The sequence below is a fragment of the Frankia sp. ACN1ag genome (assembly GCF_001414035.1).
Taxonomy (GTDB): domain Bacteria; phylum Actinomycetota; class Actinomycetes; order Frankiales; family Frankiaceae; genus Frankia; species Frankia torreyi.
Genome location: NZ_LJPA01000008.1, coordinates 86,630 through 100,904 on the forward strand (window position 1 = coordinate 86,630; position 14,275 = coordinate 100,904).

Sequence of the window (14,275 nt, forward strand, 5' to 3'; positions counted from 1 at the left end):
ACTGCCGGTGTCGCGGCGCCGCTAGTCGAGTCTCTTGCTNGCGGTCCGCATGCCGCCACCGGAAGTCCGCCGCCCGACACGGGAATCAGGACCGCCGGAACCACGACCGTCGGCTTCAGGAATCTCCGGATCCGCGGGCCGTTCCCAGACCCAGACGGCCAGCGCGGCGAGCACCGCGGCGAACGCCAGCGAACCGAGCACCTGCACGGGCACCCCGAACGCCCCGTGCCCCGACCCGGGCTGACTGTTCGGTTCCACCGCGACCCCGATGCCGGCGCCGAGCATCGCGATCGCGGCGAGCCATCCCAGCGCCTGCGGCCGCGACCGCCCGAGCCAGACGAACACCGGCACCACCAGGGCGACCGGGCCGGCCACCAGGACCAGCGCGACCGTCGCCAGCCCGGTCCACAGCACCCGCACGGCACGGCCCGACGGCGGTGCCCCCGGCCGCGCCACCCCGGGCGACCGGTTCGCCCGCGGCAGCCGCGGGAAGACCGGGTACCCGTTCTCGTCGGAGCGGCGCCGCAGCCGGAAGCGCTCCGGCAGCACAGCCAGCCCGACGAGCACGAGCACCAGCAGCAGCCCGACGATCAGGCCGCGGCGGTACTCGGCGCCGGGAATGTTGTCGATGACGACGGTGCCGCCGGCGCCGGCCGGCACGATCCAGCCCTGCTGCCAGCCGTCGAGGCGCACCGGCGTCAGCGTGGTGCCGCCGAGCTTCGCGGTCCACGAGGAGTTCGCGTTCTCCCGGACGGCGAGGAACGCCCGCTCGCCCGCGCCGATCTGGACGGTCCGACGCTCAGCACCCCACTGGCCCACCACCGTCGCGCGCGCCGCCGGCGCGGCCGGCTGACGCCCGGCACCCATCAGCGCCAGTGAGTCGACGAGGATCGAGGTCGGGCCCTGGTCGACGCGAAGCAGGTGCGTCCCGGCCGGCAGCGTCAGGCGGCTGCCCTCGGAGCACAGCAACGCCTGCACCGGCAGCACCGAGGTGACGTCGCTGTTGCGCCCGATGATCCGCAATGGGTAGCGCTCGCCGTCGACGACCAGGGTGGGACCGCTGCCGCAGGGCACGACCAGCGGCGCGTCGTCCGCCGGCGGGGTACCCCGGGGAGGCGGCAGGAAGCTCGCCGTGCCGTTGACGGTGAACGTCATCTCCCGGGGCACGTCGAAGCGGCGGGACAGCGCCAGCTCCTCCGAGCCGCCGAACGGCTGCGCCGGGTCGACCCGCTCCCGCGCCAGCGAGAATGCGACGTCTCCCTGGTCGGCTCCGGCGAACAGCCGGCCGACGTCGTCGGGGAGCTGCGCGTAGTGCTGGAACGCGACGCCCGGGATGGTGATCTCCCGGATGCCGGCACCGAGGGTGTCGTCGTTCTCCCGGTCGACCCGTTCGAACGTGAGCCGGTACCAGCGGCTCTCCCCCGGTGGGACGGCGAGGCGCTGGATGTCCTCCACCGGGGACACCTCGGTCACGACCGCACCGGTCTCGCTGGTCACCCGCATCGCCCGCACGGCCGGTCGCCAGGAGCCCTCCGACAGCAGGCTGATGTCGATGTAGGGCACGGTCATCCGGCGGCCGACGTCGAGCTGGATCCACTGGCCGGCGGAGGTGGTGCCCTTCTTGCGCATGGCCGTCCAGGCCGTCGCGGCGAACCCGTCGACGGCGGCCGGGGGCGCGAGGTCCGGCGCGGCGAGCAGGTCGTAGCCGTAGGAGGAGGCGGTGACCGACATGCCGCCGACGAAGCCGGCGACGGTCTGGTGACCGGCCACGTCGTCCTCGGCCCACTGGTTGGGCTCCCCGGTCCTGCCCACCGCGTTGCCGGTCGGCCCGAGCAGGTAGGAGTTGGCGTCGTGGACGATGCCGAAGGTGCTGTCCCGGCGGGTGAAGGTGTCCGTGTCGACCCAGGCGGTCGACGGGCCGATCACCTCCCGCGGCGCGGCCTTGATCGCGTTCGGGCTCGTCGACGCCGCCGTCGCCGAGGCCGACGGGTCGGCGAGGTCGCTGGCGAGCACGACGGGCCGGTCCGCGCCGAGCAGGCCCTGCGCGGCGAGCTGCACCGTCGCCTCGGGCCCGCCGGAGACGACGACAGCCCTGTCGGCGGCGTAGGACTGGACCAGCTTCGCGCCTGTCGGCACCGTCCAGATCTCCAGCGCCGGCACCTTCTGCTTCGGGTTGCGCAGCTCCGCGACGAGCCGTTCCTTCGCCGAGGCGCGCGCGGGCACCTGCGGGCCGAAGGACGCGGCCAGCGTCAGCCCGGAGGATCGCAGCGCCCGGTGCAGCTCGTCGGTGGACGGGGGAATGTCCCAGTCCTTCTGCTCCAGGTCGTTGCGCAGCAGAATCTGGCCGATGCCGGCCCGGGCCAGCGCGTCACCGAGCCCCGGCGCGGAGCCCGTGGCCAGCTCGCGTTCGATGCCGTCCATCAGCCGGGTCACCCCGGTTCCGCCGAGCGGGATGAGGCTACGCACCCCCCAGGGCGTCTTCGCCAGCCACTGCAACGGCTCGTCGAGTGGACGGCCCCAGTCGTACTCGGCGAACGGTGAACCGGGCAGGACCAGCGCCCGGCCGCCCTGCGGGTTCCCGCCGAGCCAGTCGGCGGCCTGCACCCAATAGTCGGGCACCTGCGTGAACGGGCGGGGCTGCAACGCGCGGCCGGACAGCGCGGGAGTCATGCCGCAGACGAGCGCGACCGCCGTCACGGCGGCGGCCGCCGTCGTCACGCCGGCCCGAGGGCGCGCCCAGCCCCGTCGGCCTGCGGCGCGGCGGAGCCGCGAGGGCGCGCGGCGGACCCGGACGGGCAGGGCGACCACCGCATGCCCGACGCCCAGCGCGATCGGCAGCCGCACCACCGGCTGGAACTTGTAGACGTTGCGCAGGAAGCCGAGCTGGTTGCGGAGCAGATCGCGCGCCACGCCCGACAACGGGCTGCCCGGATCGCCCGGGTAGGCCGCAGCGATGGAGACGGTCCCGACGGCGAGCGTCACCAGCAGGAACCGGCGGGCGGGCAGGTCCGGCCGGGACAGCCCCCACAGCCCGATCGCGGCGACGGCCGCGGAGCCGACGATCGGCACCGGCCGGGAGACGTACTCGGTCGCCGCCGGCAGCCAGGGGCGCGGAAGTTGGAGGTAGGCCATCCAGTCCGTCGCGCCGCGCAGCGCCTCGGCGACCGACGTGGTGGCCGTCGTCGTCTGGACGGTCTCGGTGTACGGGAGGAAGTTCAGCCCGTAGCGACCCTGCACCATCAGCGCGAGCAGCCACCAGGTCGAGGCGAGGATGACCGCCACCACCCACCAGGCCCGCAGCGCCCACGCCCGGCGGGTCCCGCCCGCGAACACAAGCACCACCGCCGGGCACAGCAGCACGCAGAGCGTGACAGTGGCGTTGATGCCGCCGGTCCCCAGGACGGCGAGGCCCGACAGCGCGGCAGCGCGGCGCGGGGACAGCCGCCGCGCCGGATCGGCGGCCGGGTCGTGCGCCTCGCGCCAACCAAAGTCGTCCGGCGGGCCGGGGGACGCCGCCGTGCCGGTGTCCGCGCCGAGGGCACCGTCGGGGCGCAACGCGAGGATGAGCGGCAGGGTGATCCAGGGCAGCATCGCCGCGCCAGCGAGCGCGACGGAGGTCGCCCCGACCTTGCCGAGGAACATCGGCGACAGGGTGTAGGCGAGCCCCGCCAGTACCCGGGTGACAGGCACGCCGAGGCGCAGCGCGTCGGCGAGGCGCACGACGCCCCACGAGGAGACGGTCAGCAGCAACGCCATCCACAGCCGCTGCGTCGCCCAGGGCGGCAGGCCGACCAGCTTGGCCAGGCCGAAGAAGGGCCCCATCGGGAACAGGTAGCCGACGTACTGGTTCGGCACGTAACCGAACTCGGCGAGGGAGTTCCACAGATGGGTGGCGCGACCCATGAAGCCCCACGGGTCGAGCGGGACGTCGAGCTTGGTGTCCGCGGTCAGCCGGCCGGGCGCCTGGAGCAGGTAGAGCACCGCGAACCCCACCGCCATCCCGAGCAACGGCCACCGCGAGGTCCGGCGGGTACGCAGTGAGGAGGCGGGGGCGGAGGTGAATGCGGCGGATGACCGGGCCACACGCGGGCCGGTCGCCGTCGCGACGGGACCGCGGGCGGGGGAGAAGATCGCTGGCTCCAGGGTCGAGAACAGGTACGCCAGACCTTACCTAGAGTGCCGGAACCGGGATGTCTCACCCCTCCCCGGCTGATAGCACCCCATGCGTCCCCTCCCGCCCGTCCCACCGCCGGAGGAGGCCACACCGGTCCGGTCACGAGCCGCCGACCGACGTGGCGGCCGGGCGGCCGGGCGGCCGGGCGGCCGGGCGGCCGGGCGGCCGGGCGGCCGGGCGGCCCATGGTCCGCGGGCCGGGAGGGCGAGCGCTACGACGAGCGGGCTGCGCCGTCCCGCTCGGGTGCGGGGCGCGCCGGCACCTCGGCGCCGCCCACCGCCGTCGCCAGCACCGCGGCGAGCGCGGCCGTGGCCGTCGGCGTCGGTTCCCCACCCGGCGACGGGATGGTCACGACGGCTTCGTCGGCGGTCCCCCCGGGCTGCGCGCGGGCGACCCCCGGGCTCGCGAGCCGGCTCACACCCGGGTTCGGGAGGCTGATCGTGGCACCCGGAAGGATCAACCCCGCACCCCCGGCGTCCGAGGTGCGGCCCGCGCTGGTGGCCGCCGCGGCCGGCCCGCGCACGACCGGGTCCGCCAGGGAGCGCCCGGCGCCCGAGGCGCCCGGAACCGGGTCCATCCGGCGGGCCGCGGCGGGCTGGACCGCCTCGGGCCGTGGGCGGCGCGGCGGCGACAGCGGAGTCCGCGGGACTGCGCCGACAACCGACCGGACAGGCCCTCCGGCGCGGTCGGGGCTGCCCGCCGGACCCCCTCGCGTCGGCGAAGCGGACGAGTCGGACGGGAGCGCCGTATCGGGTGAAACAGCCAGGTCAGGCGGGGCAGCGGCGTCAGACGGGGCAAGCGGGTCAGACGGGGCAAGCGGGTCAGACGAGACGGCGGACACCGCCTGGACGGACGGCACCGGGCTGGCGGGCACCACGAGGCCGGGCGCGGCGCGGCCCAGGTAGCGACGGGCCCGCACCACGTCGACGATCATCGCCGGCGTGTGCCGGGTCACCCGGAACGTGCCGCCGGGGATCTCCGCCCAGTGGATCGGGACCTCGGCGATGCGGTATCCGATCGAGCGGGCGATCGAGAGCACCTCGACGTCGAAGCCGAATCCCGATGAGCGGGCGAGGCTGAACAGCAGCTTCGCCTCCTGGCCCCGGAACGCCTTGAATCCGCACTGGGTGTCCGCGACGTCCAGGCTGGCCAGCGATCGGGTGATCTGGTTGAACGCCCAGCTACCGACCCGGCGACTGCTGCTACGCACCGCACCGCCACCGATGCGGCGCGAGCCGAGCGCCACCTCGGCATGTTCCAGCGCGGCCAGCAACAACGGCAGATCGTTGACGTCCGAGGCGCCGTCGGCGTCCATGAAGACGATCGAGGCACCGTGCGCGACCGACACACCGGCACGCACCGCCGCGCCCTTGCCCGAGTTCCACGGCAACCGCAGCACACGGCCGCCCGGCAACCCGGCGAGATGCTCCTCCGCGACGGCGGCGGTGCCGTCGGTACTCCCATCATCAACCAAGATCACTTCGGCGTCGGGAATCTTGCGCATCATCGACACCAGCGGGGGCAGCGAACCGGGCAGGCGCATCGCCTCGTTGTAGGCCGGGATGATGACGCTCACGGGCACGCTGTCCAAGACTCAACTCCTAGGCTGCGACGGCGGGACCGGTGACAGACGCCAACGAGGGCGCAGCGGTTGGTGACGGCTGGACGAGATCAGCATGCAGTTTCAGGCGATTCACCAGGAGTGTCAATGTAAGTGCACCAAAGTCCGCCATCCCGACCTTCGTCCCCTTACTCCGCGGCAGGCACTTATTGGCCATACATTGGCTTATCGGACGTTCTCCCGGCGGGCCCAGCATACGGACACCGAGGAACAGATCGGACAGCGGGTGGACGGCGACCGGCCGGGCGGACGGGAATGATCAACCACGGAAAGCGACGGGCTCCCGACGGTCAGATATCCGCCCGGTCTCGCGAACAACAAGGAAAGACCACCAGGAGCACTATGCGGGCATTCCTCCGGCCCCGATTCGCCACGGCGACGGGGCTTGTGGAATCCGCCGCTCCCACGTCCACCCCCCGCAGCAGCGGGGCGCCCCGTTTGCCGGCAGACCGGCGCGGCCAGCGTCGACGCCGGCCGCGGACGGCCGTTCCACCGACGCCACTCGGCCCGATCGCGCCGGCTGCACCCGACTGCGGCGCGGTCTCCTGCGCGGGCATCCGGACACCCACGAGGTAAGCCGGGACTCCCGCAAAGGGACGCAATACGGCGGGTGCAATCGCGCTGCGTCATCAATTCGGGTCACCAGATCGGACCCCGATCCGGCACATGTGACCGGTGTATCAACCCGCCACGGGCTACGATCGCGACACCGACGGCGGACGACGCTTGTCGACTCCGCCGCGCCCGGCTGGCGGCGCCGCAGGAACGGCAGCCGAAGGAGGGCACATGCCGCGATCCGAACGCGCCGCCCGCTCGCGGATGCGACCACCCCAGGCCGGCGATCCCGATGCTCAGCTACGCGGCCTGGTCGGCGCCGGACGCTCGCGGCTGCCTCCGGCGACGGCGATGCGGGCGCGCGACGCCGCCCGGCCCAGCGCGGACGACCTCGCCGAGGCGGAACGGGTGATGGTGCTGCGTCGCGGCCAGCGCATCACCCCGGCCGCCGACCCCGATCTCCCTACGACGCGGTACGGCCGGGCGACGGACCTGGGTTCGGCCCCGGAACACCGACAGGCGACGGAACACCGACAGGCCCCGGAACAGGGACAGGCGACGGAACAGGGACAGGCGACGACAGACGGACGGACTACGGCGGACGGACGGGGCGAAGGCGGCCGGCCGCGGCCACCGCGGCGACCCGATGGGCGGTCCGCCGGACCTCGCCGACCCGCGCCCGCGCCCCGCCTGTCAGCCCCCGCCCCGCCGGACCGGCCGGCCGGTCAGGACGCCGGGGACGCCGTGCCGGACGCCGAGGGGACCTCGCCGGTCCGCTCGTAGGCGGAGAGCATCCGCAGCCGGCGCACGTGCCGCTGCTCGCCGCTGAACGGCGTCGTGAGGAAGACCTCCGCGAACGCCAGCGCCTCGGAGACGGTGTGCATGCGGGCACCGAGGCTGAGCACGTTGGCATCGTTGTGCTGACGGGCCAGCGTGGCGGTCTGCTCGCTCCAGGCCAACGCCGCGCGCACCCCCACGACCTTGTTCGCCGCGATCGCCTCGCCGTTGCCGGAACCGCCGATGACGATGCCGAGGCTGTCCGGCTCGGCCGCGGTGGCCCGCGCCGCCGCCAGGACGAACGGCGGGTAGTCGTCGTCGGGGTCGTACTCGACGGGACCATGGTCGACGGGCGCATGGCCCAGCTCCACCAGGCGCTCGGCGAGCGCCGCCTTCAGGTGGAAGCCTGCATGGTCAGAACCTAGATGGACGCGCATGATGCGTCATCATGCCTGATCACGTGAAGATCGGTTCCACATCCCGGGAGCGCTTGAGCTCGAAGAAGCCGGGTGTGCCGGCGACCAGCAGCACTCCGTCCCACAGCCGGCCGGCGTCTTCGCCCTTGGGTGCCGGGGTGATGACCGGCCCGAAGAACGCGTTCTCGCCGACCGCGATCACCGGGGTGCCGACGTCCATGCCCACGCGGCCGATGCCGTCTGCGTGGCTGGCCCGCAGCTTCGCGTCCCACTCGGTCGAGGTCGCCGCGGCCGCGAGCGCGGGATCGGCGCCCGCCTCTGTCAGGGCGGCGGTGAGGGTCGCCTCGTCGAACTCGGCCTTTTCCAGGTGCCGGCGGCGACCGAGTGCGGTGTACAGCGCGGCGAGGACGCCCTCACCGTGCCGCTCGGCGGCGGCGATGCAGATCCGCACCGGGCCCCAGGCCTTCGCCATCATGGCCGCGTACTGCTCGGGCAGGTCGCGCCCCTCGTTGAGCACGGCGAGGCTCATCACGTGCCAGCGGACCCGGACCGGGCGGACCTTCTCCACCTCCAGCAGCCAGCGCGACGTCAGCCACGCCCACGGGCACAGCGGGTCGAACCAGAGGTCGGCGACGACCGTGCCGGGGTCGTCCTCGGCCACCGCCGGGGTGGACAGGGTCTCGGTGCTCATGCACGGCCTCCTCGAACGACAGCTCCGTTTGCCCAGCTAGAACCGATCAGGGTGGTGGACGCTTCCCGGTCGCCGCGAGATATCCGGCCACCCGGTTCACCACGGCGACGAACGGCACGGCGGCGATCGCCCCGGGGATGCCGGCGAGCACACCGCCGGCGGACAGCGCGATCACGATCGCGAGCGGGTGCAGCCGCACGGCCCGACGCATGACCAGCGGCTGCAGCAGGTGCCCCTCGATCTGCTGCACGGCCAGCACGACCGCCAGAATGATCAGCGCGTCGGTCACCCCGCCCGAAACGAGCGTGACCAGGACCGCCGCCACGCCGGCCACCGTCGCCCCGATGATCGGCACGAATCCGCCGAAGAAGGTCAGCAACGCCAGTGGCGCGACGAGCGGCACGCCGACACCGACCAGCCCCATCGCGATGCCGAAGGCGTCGACGGCGGCGACGAAGACGGTCCCCCGGATGTAGCCGGTGATCGTGAGCCAGGCCTCCCGGCCGGCGCCGCGCACCCGCTCCTCCGCACCCTCGGGGAAGCGGGTGACTATCCAGTCCCAGATCCGGTCGCCGTCGTAGAGGAAGAAGAACGTCGAGAACAGCGCGACGAGCAGACCGGTGATCACTTCGGCCGCGACCGACGCGCCGGAGATCACCCCGGAGACCAGCCGCCCCCGGTTGTTCGCCAGGTTGCGGCGGATGTCGTCGACGAGATTGTCGATCTGGCTCTGCGACAGGTGGAACGGCCCGTTGGTCAGGTAGCCGCGGATCTGCTCGACACCCGCGCTCACCTGGTCGCTGACCGTCGGGATCTCGTTGGCGGCGTTGAACCCGACGGCGACGGCGGCCCCCGCGAGCACGGCGAAGAAGACGAACAGCGCGGCGAACGCCGCACCGAGGCGCGGCAGGCCCAGCCGCTGGAACCGGTGGGCCAGCGGGTGGATGAGCGCGGAGATGAGCAGCCCGGCGATGATCGGGATGACCACGACCCGGACCCGGCCGATCGCCATCAGCAGGATGTAGATCGCCGCGCCGATGATGATCAGGCGCCAGGACCAGCCGGCCGACACCCGCAACGAGACCGGGATGTGCTCCTCGGCGCGGGCCGCGGGCGACTGCCCCGGGTCGGAGGCGTCGCGGGCGGGCGGCGGTACGGTCTCGCCCGGCTCATCCAGCCCGGCCGCCCGCGCGGCCCGCAGCATCCGCAGCCGGCGCGGGACGATCCCCTGCCGCGGGCCCCTGCCCACCCCGGCCACGGTGGCCCCGGACCCGGGGTCGCCCGCAGCTTCGATCGCCGGGTGCGTCGTGGTGCTCGCCGGGTGCGTCCCAGGGCTCGCCGGGTGCGTCCCAGGGCTCGCCGGGTGCGTCCCAGGGCCCGCCGGGTGCGTCGTGGGATGGGCGGGATGCGCCGAGGAACGGCCCGGCTCATAGTCCGGGTGCGCCGCCGCCCCGCCGCCGGTACCAGGACCGCCGTCCTTGCCGACGCCTGCGCTCCCACCCGGGTCCGGTGGCGCACCGCCGGCGCCCAGGTCCGGCCGGCCGGCCGGCGCTCCCCCGGCACCCGTCCCGGACCCGCCCGAACGCCGGCGCACGGGCACGCGGCCCAACCCGGCCACCCGCCTCACCCGCGCCCCCTCCGGCTCCGACACCCAGACGTCCCAGACACCCACGGCGTCCCGGACACCCACGGCGTCCCGACTGCCGACACGTCGGACGCCGGCACATCCCGACGCCCCCACACCCCACCGCGGCCAACATCGACCACGGCCAACGCGGCCTGACGGCCACGACGCCGCGCCGGACTGTCCGGACGTCGCCGCCCGCGCCGCCCGCGCGTGCGGGACATGTCGCCATCGTGCCGCACCGGCCCCGCGGACGGAGGACCTACCCCGCGCGAATCGCCACAATCCGGAGCTTGCCTCGGTGAACCGCCGCCCGGTCTGGCCCGGGCGGACCACCTCCACCGACGGCGTCCGGACCCGCCCGTCACGTGGGAGACCCCGCCCGTCACGTGGGAGACTGGGCCGACGGCAACGACCGTGCCGCGGCCACCCGGGCCGACCGGCGCCGACGAGTCCGACCGGCGCCGATGAGTCCGTGCGGCGGTGGGTTCCGCGCGGCGGCGCATCGCGGGGGTGCGGGCCCCGGGCTGCGGGCGGCCGCGTCGGGCCGGCCCAGGCCAGCGCGGTCGCGTGCCCGACAACACGCCGAACGCACCCGTTCCCGGGTACGTTTCGCGGGAATGCAGTGCCAGCCGAGAAGTCCGTGCCTGCCGAGAGGAACCGGGTGCCCAACAACCTCACCCGCGACGAGGCGCGCGAGCGCGCCCGCCTGCTCAACGTGGCGTCCTACGACGTCGAACTCGACCTGACGACCGGCCCCGGGACCTTCCGCACGTCGACCGCGGTCACGTTCACCGCCCGCGAGCCGGGGGCGTCGACGTTCATCGAGCTCGCCNCCGCCAAGGTCGACGAGGTCGTGCTCAACGGCAGGTCGCTGGACCCCGCCGCCGTGTTCGACGGCGAGCGCATCCGGCTCGACGACCTCGCCGAGTCCAACCGGCTCACCGTGGTGGGCGACGGCGTGTACTCGCGCACCGGCGAGGGGCTGCACCGCTTCGTCGACCCGGTCGACGAGGCCGTCTACCTGTACACCCAGTTCGAGACGTACGACGCGCACCGGATGTACGCCTGCTTCGACCAGCCCGATCTGAAGGCGACGTTCACGCTGACGGTGACGGTGCCGGCGGAGTGGTCGGCCATCTCCAACGGTGCGGTCGCGGCGGTCGCCGAGGCCGCGATCGGCGTGCGCATCATCCGGTTCCTCCCGACGCCGGTGATCTCGACCTACATCACCGCGCTCGTCGCCGGTCCCTACCACGAGGTCCGTGACCAGCACGACGGGATCGACCTGGGGCTGTACTGCCGGCGTTCGCTGGCCGAGTTCCTCGACCCGGCGGAGATCTTCGAGATCACCAAGGCGGGGTTCGACTTCTACCATCGCGTGTTCGACTACCGGTACCCGTTCGGCAAGTACGACCAGCTCTTCGTGCCGGAGTTCAACGCCGGCGCCATGGAGAACGCCGGCTGCGTGACCTTCCTGGAGGAGTACGTCTTCCGGGCCAAGGTCACCGAGGCCCGCCGCGAGCGCCGCGCCGAGACGATCCTGCACGAGATGGCGCACATGTGGTTCGGCGACCTGGTCACCATGCGCTGGTGGGACGACCTGTGGCTCAACGAGTCGTTCGCCACCTACATGTCGGTGCTGGCGCAGGTGAGCTCCACCCGGTTCACCAACGGCTGGACGACCTTCGCCAACGCGGAGAAGGGCTGGGCCTACCGTCAGGACCAGCTCTCCTCCACCCACCCGATCGTCGCCGACGCCCCCGACATGGACGCGGTGCGCACGAACTTCGACGGCATCACGTACGCCAAGGGCGCGTCGGTACTCAAGCAGCTTGTCGCCTGGGTCGGGCAGGAGGAGTTCCTGTCCGGGCTGCGGACCTACTTCCGCCGCTACGAGTACGCGAACACCTCCCTGCGCGACCTGCTCGACGAGCTGGAGAACGCCAGCGGCCGGGATCTGACGACCTGGTCCGCCGAGTGGCTGGAGACCACGGGCGTCAACACTCTGCGCCCGCGCTTCTTCACCGACTCCTCCGGCCTGTTCACCTCGTTCGACGTGGTGCAGGAGCCGCCGAGCGCCCCGCCGACCGCGTCGAAGGCGCTGCGCCCGCACCGGCTCGCGATCGGCCTGTACGACCGCGACGCCACCGGCGCGCTGGTCCGCCGCGAGCGGGTCGAGCTGGACGTGACCGGCGAGCTCACCGAGGTGCCGAAGCTCGTCGGCGCCCGCCAGCCGGACCTCGTCCTGCTCAACGACGACGACCTCACCTACGCCAAGGTCCGCCTGGACGAACGGTCGCTGGCCACCCTGGTCGAGTCGATCGGCGCGATCTCCCAGTCGCTGCCGCGGACGCTGTGCTGGGCGGCGGCGTGGGACATGACCCGCGACGCGGAGCTCGCCGCGCGGGAGTACGTCCGGCTCGTGCTGTCCGGGGTGACCGCCGAGGACGACATCGGCGTGGTGCAGTCGCTGCTGGCCAAGGCCGACCTCACCATCGACGCCTACGGCGAGCCGGCGAACCGCACCCCGGCGCTGCGGGCGCTGACCGAGCGCGCCGAGGAGCTGGCCCGGTCCGCGCCGCCCGGCAGCGACGTGCAGCTCGTCTACACGACCACGTTCGCCCGGGCCGAGGACGCCGACCAGGTGGCCCGGGTGCGGGCGCTGTTCGAGGGCACCGACGTCATCGAGGGTCTCGTCCTGGACACCGAGCTGCGCTGGACGCTGCTGACCCAGCTCGTGGCGCGGGGCGTCTACGGCGACGCCGAGATCAACGCCGAGCTCGCCCGCGACCGCACCGCCACCGGCGAGAAGCGCGCGGCCACCGCGCGGGCCGCCCGCCCGAGCGCCGAGGCGAAGTCCGCCGCGTGGTCCGCGGTGATGGACTCCGACGAGCTGTCCAACCACCTGGCCGTCGCGACGATGAGCGGCTTCTGGATCTCCGACCAGATCGAGCTGACCCGGCCCTACGTCGCCCGCTACTTCGACGAGATCGGCGGGATCTGGGAGACCCGCAGCTTCGACACGGCCTCGACCATCACCCAGATGCTCTTCCCGTCCTCCGTCATCGAGCCGGAGACGGTGGCCAGGGTCGACGCGTACCTCGCCGACCGCAACCCGACGCCGCCGCTGCGCCGCGCCCTGCTCGAGGGCCGCGACGGGCTCGTCCGGGCGCTGGCCGCCCGCACCAAGGACGCCGCCGCAGCCGCGTAGGCTCCGGGCTCGGCGCTACGACCGGCACGTCCGCATCGAGGGCGTGCCGGTCGGTCGTCAAGATGAGTCGTCACGGTGAATCGCCGGCACGGCCGCCACGAGCCGCCTCGCCAACCTGTCAACCCCGCCCCGACCGGCGTGGGCCAGTGACAGGAGGTTGATGACGGTTTTCGCCGCTGCGGATGGCACCCACCTCCTGCAGTTCCCCGTGCCCGCCGGATCGCAGAAGACGGCGTCATCCGGCAATGCGGAAATCCGCGTACGCGAGTTGCGGACCGGCGGTTGCCGGCCGACTCTCGAGACTCGCCCGCCGAAGGTGCGCCGCGTCAGTGGGTCGCGTGGCTGCCTGCGGAGCTGGGGCTGGCCGGAGCACCACTGCCGAGGGCGGCGGTGCCGGGGGCGGCCGGGCCGGCCGCCTCGCCGAGCTGGCGGATGCCGGTCGTAAGTCCGCCGACCAGATCGCCCAGGGAGAAGCTGGAGGTCATCGTGAGCGCGGCGAGCCCGGACGCGGAGTCACTGATCCGTTTGCGGGCGGCCGGCGTGGTGGCTACCCGCACGAAGCACTGCCCCGGCGAGACGAGGATGAGCACGGCGGGATCCCGGGCCGGGTCCTCGACGAGGGTCGACAGGATCCGCTCCGCGGCGAGCCGCACGTCGCCGCGCACCGACCCGAGCCGGACGCCGAAGCGGACGCCGCTGTGCTTCTGGGCGAGTTCCAACGCCCGGTTCAGCCGCTCAAGCTGCTCCGAGGTGAACGCCTCACCAGTTGCCACTGGCACCACCCGCGCCGGGGACGGCCTTCTGAGCCCGCTCGCCCTCGATCTCCTCCGGCTTGGTGCCGATCCAGACCTCGTCGTGCTCCCAGGGCTGACCCGGCCGGTAGCGCGCCGGCCCGCTCTTGCGGCTGGACCAGGCGGCGAGCAGGATCGCGATCAGGAACCCACCGACGATCGTGCCACCGTAGATCCCCCAGGTCTGCAGGGCCGAGAGCGGATCGGGGTTGTACTTGGTCCCGATCTCCCCTGCGGAGGCGGCCGCCGCGAACACCGGCAGCGTGAAGAGCGTGAGGCCGCCGACGGTCAGCGCCCGGCGCAGGAAGGTGCCGCGCCGCGACGCCGGGCGCCCGCCCGGCCCTCGCGACGAATGGATCATACCGGCGAGAGGCAGCCAGCGGGACCAGCGCGGTTGACGAGGAGTCACGCA

Annotated in this window: 7 protein-coding genes and 2 pseudogenes; 2 read left to right on the top strand and 7 right to left on the bottom strand. The window is 73.4% G+C overall.

Annotated elements, in window-relative coordinates; translation table 11 throughout:
* Positions 1-40: 40 nt before the first annotated feature.
* The 5 genes and pseudogenes from UK82_RS09085 to UK82_RS09110 form a co-directional block, all read right to left on the bottom strand.
* Positions 41-3,999 (bottom strand): annotated as a pseudogene (locus UK82_RS09085) (alpha-(1->3)-arabinofuranosyltransferase family protein); the annotation flags it as partial.
* Between the two features lie 386 nt (positions 4,000-4,385).
* Positions 4,386-5,756, bottom strand: a complete 1,371-nt coding sequence (locus UK82_RS31170; protein WP_236705724.1) for a dolichyl-phosphate beta-glucosyltransferase — start codon at positions 5,754-5,756, stop codon at positions 4,386-4,388.
* A gap of 1,319 nt (positions 5,757-7,075) precedes the next feature.
* Positions 7,076-7,564 (bottom strand): ribose-5-phosphate isomerase, encoded by a 489-nt coding sequence (locus UK82_RS09100; RefSeq protein WP_044882887.1) that lies wholly within the window; start codon positions 7,562-7,564, stop codon positions 7,076-7,078.
* A gap of 19 nt (positions 7,565-7,583) precedes the next feature.
* Positions 7,584-8,234, bottom strand: coding sequence for a DsbA family protein (locus UK82_RS09105; protein WP_044882886.1), 651 nt, complete (start codon positions 8,232-8,234; stop codon positions 7,584-7,586).
* Positions 8,235-8,280: 46 nt separating this feature from the next.
* Positions 8,281-9,438, bottom strand: a complete 1,158-nt coding sequence (locus UK82_RS09110; protein WP_370657225.1) for an AI-2E family transporter — start codon at positions 9,436-9,438, stop codon at positions 8,281-8,283.
* Positions 9,439-10,522: 1,084 nt separating this feature from the next.
* Here UK82_RS09110 and UK82_RS36755 point away from each other — a divergent pair.
* Both UK82_RS36755 and pepN read left to right on the top strand, forming a co-directional pair.
* Positions 10,523-10,693 (top strand): hypothetical protein (locus UK82_RS36755; RefSeq protein WP_236705725.1); only part of this gene is annotated, 171 nt, incomplete at its 3' end.
* A gap of 1 nt (position 10,694) precedes the next feature.
* Positions 10,695-13,072, top strand: a pseudogene (gene pepN / locus UK82_RS09115) (aminopeptidase N); the annotation flags it as partial.
* 326 nt (positions 13,073-13,398) lie between these two features.
* On the opposite strand, the gene UK82_RS09120 reads toward pepN, so the two are convergent.
* The gene (locus UK82_RS09120; RefSeq protein WP_044882884.1) at positions 13,399-13,845 is read right to left on the bottom strand and encodes a DUF5130 family protein; all 447 of its coding nucleotides are present in this window, start codon (positions 13,843-13,845) and stop codon (positions 13,399-13,401) included.
* Positions 13,832-14,224 (bottom strand): hypothetical protein, encoded by a 393-nt coding sequence (locus UK82_RS09125; RefSeq protein ID WP_082121557.1) that lies wholly within the window; start codon positions 14,222-14,224, stop codon positions 13,832-13,834. The genes UK82_RS09120 and UK82_RS09125 overlap by 14 nt, the downstream gene beginning before the upstream one ends.
* Positions 14,225-14,275 lie beyond the last annotated feature (51 nt).